General features: G+C 37.9%; 12 protein-coding genes. 8 read left to right on the forward strand and 4 right to left on the reverse strand.

From position 1 onward, the window contains the following. Positions 1 to 278 precede the first annotated feature (278 nt). Complete coding sequence (locus BLV99_RS06300) at positions 279 to 500, forward strand: DUF1653 domain-containing protein (RefSeq protein WP_004648713.1); 222 nt, start codon at positions 279 to 281, stop codon at positions 498 to 500. A gap of 63 nt (positions 501 to 563) precedes the next feature. Beyond that, positions 564 to 1,154 (forward strand): O-methyltransferase, encoded by a 591-nt coding sequence (locus BLV99_RS06305; RefSeq protein WP_092688831.1) that lies wholly within the window; start codon positions 564 to 566, stop codon positions 1,152 to 1,154. A gap of 138 nt (positions 1,155 to 1,292) precedes the next feature. On the opposite strand, the gene BLV99_RS06310 is transcribed toward BLV99_RS06305, so the two are convergent. Continuing rightward, positions 1,293 to 1,499: a KTSC domain-containing protein gene (locus BLV99_RS06310; protein ID WP_092688834.1), complete on the reverse strand. Its 207-nt coding sequence runs from the start codon at positions 1,497 to 1,499 to the stop codon at positions 1,293 to 1,295. Between the two features lie 313 nt (positions 1,500 to 1,812). Here BLV99_RS06310 and BLV99_RS06315 point away from each other — a divergent pair, with 313 nt between their 5' ends. Next, entirely contained in the window at positions 1,813 to 2,586 is a 774-nt protein-coding gene (locus BLV99_RS06315) for a glucose 1-dehydrogenase (protein ID WP_092688837.1), read from the forward strand. A 91-nt stretch (positions 2,587 to 2,677) separates the two neighbouring features. Here the strand turns inward: BLV99_RS06315 and ahpC are convergent, their stop codons facing one another. Further along, positions 2,678 to 3,241 (reverse strand): alkyl hydroperoxide reductase subunit C, encoded by a 564-nt coding sequence (gene ahpC / locus BLV99_RS06320; RefSeq protein WP_004648718.1) that lies wholly within the window; start codon positions 3,239 to 3,241, stop codon positions 2,678 to 2,680. Positions 3,242 to 3,771: 530 nt separating this feature from the next. Between ahpC and BLV99_RS06325 the strand changes: the two genes are divergently transcribed. The 5 genes from BLV99_RS06325 to BLV99_RS06345 all read left to right on the forward strand — a co-directional run bounded on the left by BLV99_RS06325 (position 3,772) and on the right by BLV99_RS06345 (position 14,182). After that, a complete protein-coding gene (locus BLV99_RS06325) occupies positions 3,772 to 7,722 on the forward strand; it encodes a DUF3418 domain-containing protein (RefSeq protein ID WP_425283529.1) in 3,951 nt (1,316 codons plus the stop codon). A gap of 33 nt (positions 7,723 to 7,755) precedes the next feature. Then, entirely contained in the window at positions 7,756 to 8,865 is a 1,110-nt protein-coding gene (locus tag BLV99_RS06330) for a beta-ketoacyl-ACP synthase III (protein ID WP_092688843.1), read from the forward strand. A 392-nt stretch (positions 8,866 to 9,257) separates the two neighbouring features. After that, positions 9,258 to 11,276, forward strand: coding sequence for a hypothetical protein (locus BLV99_RS06335; RefSeq protein WP_092688846.1), 2,019 nt, complete (start codon positions 9,258 to 9,260; stop codon positions 11,274 to 11,276). An 88-nt stretch (positions 11,277 to 11,364) separates the two neighbouring features. Further along, the gene (locus BLV99_RS06340) at positions 11,365 to 13,080 is read left to right on the forward strand and encodes an AAA family ATPase (protein ID WP_092689156.1); all 1,716 of its coding nucleotides are present in this window, start codon (positions 11,365 to 11,367) and stop codon (positions 13,078 to 13,080) included. Positions 13,081 to 13,198: 118 nt separating this feature from the next. Further along, a complete protein-coding gene (locus BLV99_RS06345) occupies positions 13,199 to 14,182 on the forward strand; it encodes an ion transporter (RefSeq protein ID WP_092688849.1) in 984 nt (327 codons plus the stop codon). Between the two features lie 83 nt (positions 14,183 to 14,265). Here the strand turns inward: BLV99_RS06345 and BLV99_RS06350 are convergent, their stop codons facing one another. Together BLV99_RS06350 and BLV99_RS18620 are read right to left on the reverse strand one after the other, a co-directional pair. Beyond that, complete coding sequence (locus BLV99_RS06350; protein ID WP_092688852.1) at positions 14,266 to 15,210, reverse strand: 3-carboxyethylcatechol 2,3-dioxygenase; 945 nt, start codon at positions 15,208 to 15,210, stop codon at positions 14,266 to 14,268. A gap of 409 nt (positions 15,211 to 15,619) precedes the next feature. Continuing rightward, complete coding sequence (locus tag BLV99_RS18620; RefSeq protein ID WP_280138270.1) at positions 15,620 to 15,751, reverse strand: hypothetical protein; 132 nt, start codon at positions 15,749 to 15,751, stop codon at positions 15,620 to 15,622. Between the last annotated feature and the right edge of the window lie 60 nt (positions 15,752 to 15,811).

The raw sequence follows: 15,811 nt of genomic DNA on the forward strand, positions 1-15,811 counted from the left end.
CATGGCAAACGTCTCCAAAGGAGTAAATGTCTATTGAATGCAGTCATCATAAAACAAACCATTAAATAGGTAAAACAGTTTGTTTTTATAATTAAAATCGAATAATTAGATTGATCTGTTCTTCATTAATGTAAACAAGCTTTTAACTTGGAAGATGAGGGTTTAATGTGAATGTTCAAGTATTTATCCGATATTTCATGGAAATAATAGGATTTATGTAATGATCAATAAAAAATTTGATTATGATGAGGGGGAAGTTTTTCACTAGGCAAAAAGCAATGAATCTTAAATCTGGAATTTATCAACATTATAAAGGGAATTTATATCAAGTTTTTCATGTGGCGACACACAGTGAAACGGGTGAAAAGCTGGTGGTCTATCAGTGTTTATATGGTGATTATTCTATGTGGGTACGTCCATTAGAGATGTTTCAAGAAACGGTTACTTTATCTGATGGTCAAGTATTACCACGATTTAAATTGATTCAAGAAACGGCTTAAATATAGATTTTTATTATAGATAAGTTAGACTTAGTACAAACACTAAAAATAGAGACATCTGACATGAGCATGAGTTTGGTATTTCAACAACGGATGCAAGAGTTGTATCAAAATTTTATTAAATTTGATGCCTTACAAACTGATCGTATTCAGCGTTATCGAAATATTGAACCAGACTCTGCATTATTTCTAGCCATGCAAATTCGTATTCAGCAATCGCAGAGTATTCTGGAGATTGGAACTTCAACAGGGTATTCGACTTTATGGCTGGCGGATGCTGCGCAAGAAACGCAAGGTCATGTAACCACATTAGAAATAGATCAATTTCGCACAACTCAAGCAAAGCAATATGCTCAAGAGTTGGCATTGGATCATGTGATTGATTTTTGGGTCGGTGATGCGCAAAACTTTCTTGAAAATAGTGCAAATCACTATGATTTTATCTTATTAGATGCTGAACGCGATGCTTATGTCGATTATTGGATTTTTCTACAAAAAATGATTCATCCGCAGGGCGGTGTTTTGATTGTTGATAATGTCATCTCTCACGCTGTGGAAGTTAAAAAATTTATTGAGTTGGTCGAAGGTGATGAACGTTTCATCAGTATGACTTTGTCTATAGGCGCAGGATTATTTATGATTTGTTATAAATAATGCTGCTTCTGACAGCAATGAGATTGCTGGTATAAGGCATTTTTTAATCAATACAGATTGTAAAAATGTTCAAACTAATATTTGAACATTTTTACGTTATATGTTGCTCTTACCACTCTGGTTTTTTTTGCATATTTTTTAATTTATTGAAATGCGAGTAAAATGCACATCGTATTCTAAGTACTTGTGTACAAAGGCTGTTTTGTCACTACAGCGCAACAAATTATTATAGATAAATTCAGGCACAGGGTGGTACAGCTCTCCTGAGCCATTATTATAAAAAATTTTTAAATACCGTGAAGATGCATTGTATTTATAAGAAGTTACGATAAGTAATGTTCCCATAAGCAACTCCTTTTTCTTCTTTTTTATAGACTTTTTTGCGACCTTTGTTTTATTTAAAGGTAATGAAAAAGACCTGATGAATGTATAGCAAATTTGTAACAGGAAAATAAAAGCAAACAAGTAAGTGCAATATACAAAAAAGAAATAATAATTGAAAAGAGCCCAATCAATTTTAAATTTCTGGTTTATTGAAAGTTAATAAAATGTTACCTATGCAGTTAAATCTAGATATCAAAAAGTTATGCAATGATATAAAACTAATCAAGATGATGGTATTTCTTCACTCATATAAAATTTTATAAAAGGTATCAGCATGAAAATGAATGAGCTTTTTAACCTGAAAGATAAAGTCGCTATTGTTACAGGGGGTGCGGATGGTATTGGTAAGGCAACGGCATTACTTTTAGCAGAAGCAGGTGCACATATTGTTATTGCTGATTTAAATATAGAAAAAGCTCAAAAAGTGGTGGAAGAGGTTGAGCAAATAGGCGTACGAGCTTTAGCTGTGCAGTGTAATATTTTAGATGATCAGAGTCTGGTTGATCTTGTTGATTTAACCGTGAAAAATTTTGGTACGGTCAATATTTTAATTAACAATGCAGGTGGTGGAGGTGGAGGGCGTGAAAATCCTTTTCAAATTACCATTGATGACATTAAACGTGATTATGAGCTTAATGTATTTAGCGGCTGGCGTTTAAGTCAATTATGTGTACCGCATATGAAAAAATCAGGTTATGGCTCTATTGTAATGACGTCTTCAATGTCCAGTAAAAATACATCTCCAGATATGAGTGGCTATGGAAGCTCTAAAGCTGCTGTCAACCATATGGTGGCGAATCTAGCCTTTGATTTTGGCCCAGACGTTCGAATTAATGCTGTAGGACCTGGGGCAACGCGAACGGCTGCTTTGGCAAGTGTACTTACCCCAGAGATTGAAGCAAGAATGTTGCAACATACACCCATTAAAAGACTGGGAACGGCAGATGATATTGCTGGAGCGATATTGTATTTGGCTGCACCAATTTCATCGTGGGTGAGTGGACAAACCATTTTTGTAAATGGTGGCGGTGTTCAGACTTTAGATTAGAGTCTAATGTGATTAAGTTAATAAAAATTTAAGCAATAAAAAACCACGCTAAAAAGCGTGGTTTTTTTGAATCAGTTCAATCTAATCTAAATTAGATTTTACCCACTAGGTCGATTGAAGGCGCTAAAGTCGCATCGCCTTCTTGCCATTTAGCTGGGCAAACTTCACCTGGGTGAGCATGAACGTATTGAGCTGCTTTAACTTTACGAAGAAGTTCTGAAGCATCACGGCCAATACCACCAGCGTTGATTTCAACGATTTGGATTTTACCTTCAGGATCGATAACAAAAGTACCACGATCAGCAAGACCAGCAGATTCGATTAATACTTCAAAGTTTTTAGCAAGTGTCCAAGTTGGATCGCCTACCATTGGGTATTCAATTTTTTTGATTTCTGCTGAAGAATCGTGCCAAGCTTTATGAGTAAAGTGAGTGTCAGTAGAAACTGAGTAGATTTCAACGCCTAATTTTTTGAATTCAGCATAATTATCTGCAAGGTCGCCAAGTTCAGTTGGGCAAACAAAAGTGAAATCAGCTGGATAGAAGAAGAATACAGACCATTTCCCTTTAAGGTCAGCTTCAGTTACTTCAATAAATTGACCGTTAAGGAATGCTTGTGCTTTGAATGGTTTAACTTCTGTATTAATTAAGCTCATCATTGTCTCCATGATCGAGGTTTGTATTTAATTTCTAAAAGAATAGCGAATTTTTTGTTATTGCTGAAACAGTATTTTTACATCATTCAAATCGGAAAAACCGAATTAAGTGTTATGAAGCTTACAATTCCAGCAAATCTGATGTTTCTGCCTATTTTAGTCATACAAAGATGATGGACTAATGACAAAATATCAGTTCTTCAGCTTGCTTAAGAACATGAAGGTTCATGAACTAAAATTCAAGGGTAAATTTTTAAAATTAAATTCTTTTTCTGATTAGGACAATGTTATTACGGGTAAATTATTCTTATAAAAAACAGTTTTGAACATGGTCAAAGTATGAAAACATTCGATTTTAGCTTGGGTCATGCGCTATTTTTATGCTTTTGAATATTCTTTTCATTAAACATAATGAATAAATATTATGTTGTCTTTCTCTCAAGAGCGTTACAGCGTAAAATATGTAGTTCAATTTTTTGTTTTGGGATAAGTTATCTGTGTTCAGTCATTTAAATGTAGATCAATGGGTCATGGCACGTGACCGTCATCGTTTAAATCGACTACGCAAAGGTAAAGATGCCAGTGAGGCGCAATATCAAGAACTTTTTGAAAAATCTAATCATAAAGTACGTGAACGTCTATCGCGGCTCCCAAATATTCGGTTAAATCAAGATTTACCCGTTACCCAATCTGCTGATCAACTGATAGAAGCCATTCAACAACATCAAGTGATTATTGTGGCAGGGGAAACAGGATCGGGGAAAACCACGCAGTTACCACAAATTGCCATGCTGGCTGGACGTGGTCTAACTGGGATGATTGGTCATACCCAACCGCGTCGTCTGGCGGCACGTAGTGTATCGCAGCGTATTGCCGAAGAAGTCGGTGAAAAACTGGGTGAGTCGATTGGTTTTAAAATCCGTTTTAATGAACAGGGATCGCAAGATTCGATTGTTCGTTTAATGACAGATGGTATTTTGTTGGCCGAACTGACGAATGATCGCTATTTAACCAAATACGACACCATTATTATTGATGAAGCGCATGAGCGTTCGCTCAATATCGACTTTATCATGGGCTATTTAAAACAGCTTTTACATAAACGTCGTGATTTAAAAGTTATCATTACTTCAGCAACCTTAGATGTAAATCGTTTTAGCAGTTACTTTTTTGATGCCCCCGTTTTTGAAGTGGAAGGGCGAAGCTTTCCAGTAGAACTTCGTTATCGTCCCATTTCAGAAATGAGCATTGGTGGTAGTGATGATGATGAGTTTGATGACTTTGAAGAAAATTTGCCACGCGCAGTGGTGCAAGCGGTAGAAGAATGTTTTGCTGATGCGCAACAAAAGGGGCATCCTGAACATGCCGATATTCTAATTTTTGCCAGTACAGAACAAGAAATTCGCGAACTACAAGAAACCTTGCAAAAGCATGGTCCGCGGCACACGGAGATTTTACCGTTATATGCTCGCTTAGCTTTAGCTGAACAACAAAAGATTTTTAGTCCGGGTGGTGGTGGGCGACGCATTATTATTGCCACCAACGTTGCTGAAACGGCTCTAACCGTACCGAATATCCGTTATGTGATTGATAGTGGTTTTGCCCGTATTTCACGTTATAGCTATCGTTCACGGGTTCAGCGTTTACCAATTGAGGCTGTATCTCAAGCCGCAGCCAATCAGCGTAAAGGGCGTTGTGGTCGTATTGCACCGGGTGTGTGTATTCGCTTGTATTCAGAAGATGACTTTCAAAGTCGTCCTGAATTTACTGAACCTGAAATTAAGCGTACCAATCTCGCATCGGTGATTTTGCAAATGCAAAGTCTCAATTTAGGCGATTTAGAAAGTTTTGATTTTATTGAACCGCCAGATCACCGCTTGGTCAATGATGGTCGCAAGCTATTGATTGAGCTTGGGGCGATGGTGGAGAAGAAAGCACTATCTCATAATCCCCCTAAGTCCCCTACGCAAGGGGGAGATTTATCTGACAATAATCCCTCTAAAGGTGAAAATCCAAACGCAAATCCTCCTAAATCCTCCTTTGTTAAAGGAGGACTTCAAAGCAGTGGCTTAACTAAAATTGGTCAGCAAATGGCGAAGATGCCGATTGACCCACGTTTGGCACGAATGATATTAGGCGGTGCACATTTTGGTGTGCTCAATGAAGTATTGATTATTGTTGCGGCGCTTGCTGTGCAAGACCCACGTGAACGCCCAAATGATAAACAAACCCAAGCCGACCAAAAACATGCGTTATTTAAGGAAGGGGATTCTGACTTTTTGTTTTACATTAAGTTATGGGAAACTTTACAGAATAACCGTGAATCGATGAATGAAAATAAGCGTCGTAATTTTGCGCGTCAGCATTTTCTCAGTTGGTTGCGTTTACGTGAATGGAAAAAAACCCATGAACAACTTTCTGAATTGGCTCAAGGTTTAAAGCTTTCATTTAATGATAAAAAAGCCAGTTATGAAAACTTGCATCGTGCTTTATTGACTGGGTTGCTTTCGTTTATTGCCAATAAGACCGATGAAAAAAATGTCTATATGGCAGTGCGTCAGCAAAAAGCCCGAATTTTCCCTGCATCGACTTTACATAAAGGTGGTGCATCTTGGGTAATGGCATTTGAGATGGTAGAAACTTCTCAAGTGTATTTACGGACTTTGGCGAAAATTGAACCTGAATGGATTCTACTGGCTGCCCCTGATTTGTTGAAGCATCATTATTTTGAGCCACATTGGTCGAAAAAAGCGGGCATTGTGAATGCCTATGATCAAATTTCATTGTTTGGTTTAATTATTGAACCGAAGCGTTTGATGAATTATGAAAAAGTTGATCAAGCTGCCGCACATGAAATCTTTTTGCGGGATGCTTTAACCACAGGTCATTTGGGTGTTACACCGCCATTTTTAAAACACAATTTACAGAAACTAGAAGAAGTAGAACGTGTTGAGGACAAATTACGTCGTCGTGATTTGGTGGTGGATGAAGAAACCATTTATCAATTCTATGCGTCAAAAGTACCTGAGGAAGTCGCCAGCCGACGTGCCTTTGAAGATTGGCGAGCGACCATAGAACCGCAAAACCCGCGTTATTTATTTGTCGATGATGATGCGTTGTGGATGAATGATCGTCCAACCACGCAGCAATTTCCTGACCATCTGCACAATGGTTCATTGCGTTTTGCAGCAAGCTATCGCTTTGACCCAAGTCATGATGAAGATGGTGCCACGGTTAAAATTCCTGTACAGGCTTTGCCGCAGGTTGATGAAAATATTTGGTCATGGGGGATCCCTGGTTGGCGACAGGATTTGATTGAAGCCTTATTAAAGTCTTTACCAAAGGATAAACGTCGAAATTTGGTGCCTATTCCAGATACAGCACGTAAGTTGATGAAAGGCATTGATGCAGTACATTTACGTGAACACATTTTTAGCTACTTGGCATTTCAATTGCGCGCGGAGCAAATTACAGCGAAAGACTTTAGTTTTGAACGCATTGATCAGTATTTGTTGCCGTTTATTAAAGTAATTGATGAAAAAGGGCATGTGATTGAAAAAGGGCGTGATTTAGTTGAGTTGAAAGCCCGTTGCCGCTCAGAAACACATAGTCCAGTCAAACAGCTTCAAGGTGAATTTAACACTTTCCCTGAAAGTTTTACTTTTGAAGCCTCGCAGAAAGTGACTGGCGTGATTGTTAAGCAATATCAAGCTTTAGTTCCTGTGAAAGCATTTGCCGAACTGGATACAAAAGATGAATCGGGTGTGGTGATTCAAACCTTTAATGATCAGGCTGAAGCCATTCGTCAGCACCGTGAAGGGGTGATTCGTCTGGTATATATGCAGTTGGGGGATTTAATTCGTCAACTGAAAAAACAGATTTCAAAACCGCTGGCTTTGGCCTATTCGCCATTAGGTGATAAAGCTCAGTTAGAGCAAATGTTGGTTTACGCCACCCTACAGATGGCAATAAAAGATCTTCCTGTCAATACTGAAGAGTTTCAAAATTTAATTTTAAATGTAAAAAAATCTTTCCTTACGCACGGACAAGAGGCATTATTAATACTGAGCGATATTTATATTCAATGGCAGGATATTCGTCGGAAATTGTTGGTTTTAGACGAATCTCTGTTTGGGAAAAATATTGATGACATTGAAGATCAGCTTGATTTAATGGCTCTTTCCAACTTTGTATATGTCAAATCTTCAGACATATGGCAGGAATTCCCTCGTTATTTGAAGGCGTTGGTCTTGCGTTTAGAGCGCTTGCCAAATAACCTACAAAGAGACAATTCTGCCATTGATCAAGTTGATCCATGGATGGAAAAATTATTTAAGTTTAAAAATGATGCGCGCCTAAAAGAACTGTACTTCATGATTGAAGAATTTCGTATTTCTTTGTTCTCACAGCCAATGAAAACCAAGATGCCGATTTCTCCAACCAGATTGCAAAAAGTATGGAATCAATTAGGCATCGGTTAACATAGCGCGAGATTAGTTTAGTAGGAGTTTTACATGGGCATTCGTATTACAGGTACAGGCTTGTATCATCCAGAAGAAGCCATTACCAATGAAGAGTTAGTAACCAGTTTAAATGCTTATGTGGAACTGTTTAACCACGACAATGCTGACAAAATTGCAGCCGGTGAAATAGAAGAACGTCGCGGTTCAAATGCTGAATTTATTGAAAAAGCATCTGGTGTTAAAAGCCGTTATGTTGCTGAAAAATCAGGTGTATTAGATCCAAAACGCATGTATCCACGGTTACGTGAACGCAGTAATGATGAGCTTTCCATTCAAGCCGAATGGGGCGTGACTGCGGCTAAACAAGCGATGGAAAATGCAGGGGTAACGGCAGAAGATATCGATATGGTTATTTTGTCATGTTCAAACATCCAGCGTGCTTATCCTGCTGTAGCCATTGAAATCCAATCTGCTTTGGGTATTCAAGGTTATGCTTATGACATGAATGTGGCATGTTCTGCTGCAACTTTTGGTTTAAAACAAGCCGCAGATGCCATCAAATGTGGCGCACGCCGTGTATTGTTAGTCAATGTCGAAATCACCTCGGGTCATACCGATTTCCGTTCACGTGACTGTCACTTCATTTTTGGTGATGTTGCAACAGCATCTATTATTGAAGATACGACCAGCAAAACTGGTTTTGAGATTTTAGATACGCATCTATTTACTCAATTTTCAAATAACATTCGCAACAACTTCGGCTATTTAAACCGTAGTGAAGATGCCGTGGTAGATGATAAATTGTTCAATCAAGATGGTCGTAAAGTTTTTAAAGAAGTTTGCCCATTGGTGGCTAAAATCATTACTGCACAACTTGAGAAAAATAATATTGCACCAACCAATGTAAAGCGTTTTTGGTTACACCAAGCCAATGCCAGCATGAATGATCTAATCTTGAAATATGTCGTGGGCAAAGATGCTGACCGTTCACTTGTACCGATTATTTTAGATGAATTTGCCAATACGTCTTCAGCAGGTGTAATTATTGCATTGCATCGTACTGCACACGAAGTTAATGATGGTGAATATGGTGTACTTTGCTCATTCGGTGCTGGTTATTCTGTTGGATCAATTCTTGTGCAAAAACATGTGGTTGGCTAAGTTATAAAGAAATAATAGGTGGGTCATCATACATTTACGCTGTGATTGATTCACTGAAGATTATTATACTTATACAGTAAAGATAAAATGGTTATGGTTAGTATGGCTGACCATAGCCATTTTTATTTACCGATCTAACGTAATTTTATTTTCAATTTATGTCACACCAAAATTTAATACATATTGAACATCTGAAAATGTGAACATCTTTTAATTTTGAAATTGGTACGGTTTTACTTATGTTATAGCTATATTTTTTATAATTGAATATCAAATAATTAACGATAAATACTGGTTCAGATAGATTTGCTTAAATTCTCTAGTCAGCATACATTGTCTTCATTATATATGATTAAATTCACCGTAGGATGTGAGTTCAATGTGAGGCGAGTATGGGACAGGATCGTTTAGTACCGCAGTATCAATGGGTTGCAAAACAATTATTCAGAATTTCTAAAACACTCAATGAAATTTTTCAGGATCAGCTTAATATTGTTACTGATCTAAATGCACAAAATATGTTTCGGATTGATCAAGAGCAGCATTGTGTATACATCGCAAATGCTTTATTTCAACTGCAATTTTCTGCACCTACATCTACACCAGCGTCAGTTCAGAGTAGCATTTTATGTTGTGATTTTAATTATTTGGGGCAAAAAGCAGAATTGGTTGAAGAGTTTGTATTACATGATCTGTATTTTTTGACTGGCGATTTAAAGCCACAACATTCTCTTTTTCTGCGTCAAAAGGCACAGCAGTTTCGGCAAGTTTTATTGGATCAAGTTTATTTATGGATCAATGGTGCTGAGCGGGTCAGTATTTTTTTAACACAGCTTTCTTTGCTTCAGGCTGAAATGATTGATCATCTGATGATAAAGGCTGATTTTTATCAGTCTACTGTCTTGATGGATTGTGTAATCAATGAAACCCAAGTACCTGAACCGATTATTCAAATGTTGCAAGAGATTTGCTCCATTCAAGGTATTTGTGTAGATGAAATTCTACCAATACAGCCTTTAATGGAATGTTTGGATGATTTTTGTTTTAGTGCCGCTCAATTTTTACCTCGTCCCATGTACCGTATTTTGGCATTGTCATTTGAAGAGCGCTTTAATTTAAATGAGTTAATAGAACATCAAGATGATATCAATTTGCTCTATCGTCATGCAGAAGAGAAAAGCCATTTATTGGGTTTTGTTCGCTTAATGCGGCGCGAACTTTGGCAACGCGATGATTTATTGTCAAAGTATAATTTTCTTGATCTGAGTGCGACTGTTTGGCAAAAGAAGGTGGCAAAACTACCATTATTTGATTATCCGCGTACGGTGAACTGGTTGTTTAAGCAGTCAGCCGAAGTGTTGGATTGGATCAGCGCAAATATTCAACAAAGCAGTGTAAGGGTTGCTGTGACTGCACTTAGTTTTGTCGATACCAGTCAGGTTCATCCACAGATTATTTTAGCCACCTTACAGTATTTTCAGCATTCAGCTGCACGCATGTTTATCCAGAGTTGTCATTATTTTGCCATGCAAGAAGCATGGTTTAAACATGAAAATAATTATACCGTCATTCTAAAAGGACAAAGACAGTCTATTGAGGATCAGCGCATTGCCATCAGTCCGTCTATTTTATATTTAGATGAATGGATGGCATTGATGCGTAATGTTGCGAAAACAGATGATCAAATGGTGAAACAGATCTATGTGCGTTTAAGTCGGGTCATGCAAGCGTATATGTTGCATTTATACAAAATAACGCAAGCATTGCCTGAAGATTTTATGGGCTATCTTCGTCCCGAAACCCATCAGAATCGTGATTTTTATACGGTGTTGCAGCGCTATAAAATGCAGTTGGATCAGTTTAGACAAATTTTTTATTTACGTCATCGCTATACCCGAGTGTCGGTCTTTGATGCTTACGTACGCGATTATTTGGTTGATTATTTTACAGATAATAAAATTGTGCCTAAAAGTATTACGTGGATGGGTTTTTTTCATCAAGCGGTGCATTGGCATGATCAGATTCAAACACAAGAAATCATGAGCAAGTTAAAGAAAAATTTCGCCTTAGCGGTATGGCAACCCATTACATTAAGAAAAAAGATCCAATTTTTAGATTGGTGTTTTGAAGAGCTGGCAGATTTAGAGCGAATTATTGAAGAATCGAAGCGGTGTCATCATTGTTTAGCGGCAAGTTATGCACAGCAAATTGTTGATGGGGAATATGTGGCTTTTCATATGTCATCTCAAACGGTTCAACAACATATGACATTGGGTTGTTATCTTCGAGAGGGGAAGCTGGTCTATGATCAGTTGGAATATTCCAATAATCGTAAAGCGGAAGCGCTTGTTGTGGATGTTGCAGTGCAATTTATTGCTTGGTTAAATTCACAGTTATTGTTGCTTAAGTGATATCTCGTGTCGTTTAACTTTTTTCTGGGCTTAACTTTTGAGGAAAAAATCGGTAGGCTATAGCCGTTAATTTATGGTTATAGGTCTTATGAAACAAGAAACTGCACTCAAGCTTTTAAAAGCGGGCGAAAATGTCTTTTTAACAGGTTCGGCTGGTGCAGGGAAAACCTATACACTCAATCAGTACATCAATTATTTGAAAGCGCGTAAAGTACCTGTTGCGATTACCGCTTCAACAGGTATTGCTGCAACCCACATGAATGGAATGACCATTCATACATGGGCAGGCATTGGTATCAAAGATTTTTTATCTGATGCCGATTTAAAAAATATGAAAGAACGTAAATATTTAAAAGAGCATTTAGAAAATGCCCAAGTGCTGATTATTGACGAAATTTCAATGTTGCATGCCAAACAACTAAATTTGGTTAATCAAGTTTTAAAATATTTTAAAGAAAGTGATGATGCTTTTGGTGGTGTTCAAGTCATTGTTGCGGGTGACTTTTTTCAGTTACCACCAGTCGGTAAAAAAGATGAGAACAATCGTGATAAGTTTTGCTTTATGTCAGAAGCTTGGGTGGAAGCGAAATTTCGGGTTTGTTATTTGACCGAACAACATCGTCAAGGCAACGACTATTTAAATGACATCTTAAATGCGATTCGTAGTCAAAGTATTACCACGGAACATCTGCAAGCTTTGGAACAAACCAATCAACAAAATATTGGTGAAACCTTTACTCGTTTATACACCCATAATATGGATGTCGATGCGATTAACTTTAAACATCTGAATGCAATTGAGGCAGATGGTCGCCAATTTGATGCGGTATGTGATGGTAATGACAAGTTAATTGAAACATTGAAATCTTCAGTTCGTGCGCCTGAAAATTTAACCTTAAAGAAAAATGCCAAAGTGATGTTTGTAAAAAACAACTTTGATATGGGGTATATCAACGGTAGTTTAGGTGAAGTGATTGGTTTTGAAGAAGACGATGATCATGGCATTTTACCTAAAGTAAAACTCACCGATGGCACTGTGCTTGTGGTAGAGCCTGAAACATGGTCTGTGGATAATGATGCAGGTAAAACCATCGCCAGTTTTCAGCAAATTCCACTGCGCTTAGCATGGGCCATTACCATTCATAAATCACAAGGCATGACCTTAGAAGCTGCGGAAATTAACCTGAGCCATACTTTTGAGAAAGGGCAAGGTTATGTTGCCATATCACGCCTGAAAGCCTTAAATGGCCTAAAACTGCTTGGGATTAATCAACAGGCGCTTGAGTTAGATAGTTTAGCTATTAAAGCAGATCGACGCTTTCAGGAATTGTCAGCTGAAGCAGAAACTCATTTCGAGTTGATTGATTTAATCCCGCAACATAAAGCATTTATTCGTCATTGTGGCGGGACATTGAATGAAACAGAAATTCAGCGTAATGAAAAGAAAATTGCTAAAAGTAGTGGTAAAACCAATTACGCCACTGCAACACTGGATGAAACGCGTGCACTTTTTGAAGGAGGTTATGAAATTCAAGATATTGCGGTTGAACGTGGCTTAACACCCGCGACAATTATCAATCATTTGGCTAAATTGCACAAAGAGCAAGGTTTAGATATTTCTGTGGCTCATCCGGGGGATGAAGTGGTTGAGCAAGTCCGTAAAATTTATAAACGTTTAATGAAACGTCAAAGTGCTGAAAACTTTAGTGAAGAAGGGTCAATTAAACTACGTCCTATTGTAGAAGCGACTAACCCGCGTATGGGTTATGATCAGGTACGTTTAGCCCTTCTTTTTGTCGAATAGTATTGCAGATTATCAGTTTAAAGCACTGCAATCTATGATTGATTTTTGGAAAATTTCATATTCCAAGACTCAAGTTGCGCTACACTGAAAAAATCTTATTCAACAGCAACCCACGAATATGGAATTCAACGCGTGGTACAAGCTTCGCAGATTTGTTTATGATAATTTGCATAACGATGACTATGAAAGTACTTTTAGTCGTTACGTAAATGTCTTTCTTATTTTATTGATTATTGCTAATACGGTTGCTGTTTTACTGGAATCAATTAACGATATTTATCTGTCGTACCAAGTGTTTTTTGATGCTTTTGAATTATTTTCCATCTTTGTTTTTACAGCCGAATATTTATTACGATTTTGGGCGATTGCTGAAAAAAATCCGTTTAATAATGCATGGCAAAATAGATGGTTGTGGGTGCGAAGTGGTGGTGCCATCATCGACTTACTTTCAATTTTACCTGCATACATTAACTTCTTTGTACATATTGATTTACGTTTCCTGCGCATCCTCAGATTATTTAGACTGCTTAAGCTGACCCGTTATTTTGTATCGTTGCAAATTTTATTGCGTGTGATTGAACGTGAAAAGGGCTCCTTTCAAGCGGTTATTTTTATTTTACTGATTATGATTGTGATGGCAGCAGCGGGGGTGTATGTCGTTGAAAATAAAGCACAGCCCGAAGTATTTAGTTCAATTCCTGCTTCTATGTGGTGGGCTGTGGTCACGCTGACGACAGTGGGTTATGGTGATGTTACGCCAATCACGCCATTGGGTAGGTTCCTTGGGGCGCTGATTACGATTTTAGGTGTCGGTTTGGCGGCACTTCCCGCTGGTATTTTGGCGAATGGTTTAGCGAGTGAACTTGAGCTGCGTAAGCAAAAGTTGGAATTAAAATTTCGTGAACTTTTACAGGTCGCTGAAATTGATTTTTTTGCTGATGAAGAAAAAATTGAAAACTTACGTAAAGAAGTCGGCCTGACTGTTGAGCAAACGCAGGATATTTTATTACAGCTCATTCGTGAGCGTAAGGAAGAAGAATTAGAGCAAGAAAGGAATAAATATTGTTTTTGCCCGCATTGTGGACATAAGTTGCCTGACTAAAGTTTGAACTTCATAGCAAAAAAGAACAACGCTGATGAAGTCGAAAAGCTAAAAAAGAGGAAGTATTCGCTTCCTCTTCTTGATCATTTAGGTTCTGCTGTCATCATGCCCATGCCAGCGATCCATTCTTGAATCGGTTCATAATAATGGATTTCAGAATTATATTCACCGTAGGCTGAAAGTGCTGCAAAAGCTGCAATCCATGCTCTGATTTCTTGACCACCACGCCCACCATCACGACGAATTTCATCATTGGTCATTTGGGCTAAATAATCAAAATCTGCATTTTTAAAGCGCTGTAGCAAATCTTTATCCCACTCAGGATTGAGCGGTAAGGCTGCTGATAAATCACCTTCTGCCAAACGTTGACCAACTGCAATGACTTTGGATTGGCGATGCTCACGTGCCTCTGGAGTAGGATTACGCCCAGCGATAAGAAATTCCTGCACTTCAGTGGGTGCCGTCTGAATTTGTGGTGTTGGAGGATCATGGGATAAGCCACCCGATCCAATAATTAAAATTCGTTCATTTAAGGTTTTAAGGTATTCACCTATTACTTTGCCCAGTTCAATGACTCGTTTGATTCGTGGCATAGGCGCAGCAGCAGCATTAATAAACACAGGAATAACGGGATAACGATCCAGTTGACCTTCACAAAGTAAGTCTAGTGGCTGAGTAAAACCATGATCGGCTTGCATACGGTATGAATAAGAAAGATCAATTCCATGATCTAGACAGTGTTCAATTAAGCCAAGCGATTGACCTTCTGGCACATTTAATGGCGCTGGTCCATAGTTCCAGTCCCCAGCGGCCTGTGCTCGAACACCTACGCAAAATGCAGGCATAAGGTCATAAAAGAAGCCATTAAAATGATCTGGGCCAAAAGAAATAATTAAAGTTGGATTATATGCTTTGACTTGATTGGCTAACTTTTGAAAAGTGGCTCGTGCTGAAGCCTCAATTTCTGCAGGGGGAGATGCAAAATCAAGTAATGGGGTGTGGGATACACAAATGAGTTTTATGGGCACTATTTTCTCTCACATCTACATTTGTTAATCATAGGAGCTTAAGTTTAAATGCCTATGGAAATACAATATTTATCTTAGATCAAACCATAGTAAAAATATTGGTATTGGGTTTATTTGTCGAGGTTTTATTTTTTTAAGATATTGAAAGTATTTGGTATATTTTATTTTTAGATCATCTGAAGTTGTGGGTTGTAAGAAAGTTTAACTCGAAGTAATTGAGTATTTTGCTACTGCTAAGACCAAAGTTTTAAATTCATTTGAAACTTAAGCATGAGAGATGGAGAGTCCCTGTGTTGACCCAAAGACGTTTAGCAGGAATGGTTTGTAAAGCACTATCAATTTGCACCACTGTTACGTTTAGATGCTTCATTGAAACGTGTAGGAATGACACCTAAACGTACAATAGACGTTAAAATATTGTTATAAAAAAGTCACCTACAGTAATGTATGAAAGCTCAGCATTAACTTGCGATTGCCAATTTGTTGCTTCTACTGCTTGAGCCTTTGCTAAAAATTCAGCTTGGGTTGTTTCACCTTTCAATATGATTCTTCCGCAAATTTAAGTTCACTTTTTGCACCCACACGTGGGTAGCCAAGAATA

Source organism: Acinetobacter kyonggiensis (assembly GCF_900107285.1).
In the GTDB taxonomy this organism is placed as follows: Bacteria; Pseudomonadota; Gammaproteobacteria; order Pseudomonadales; family Moraxellaceae; genus Acinetobacter; species Acinetobacter kyonggiensis.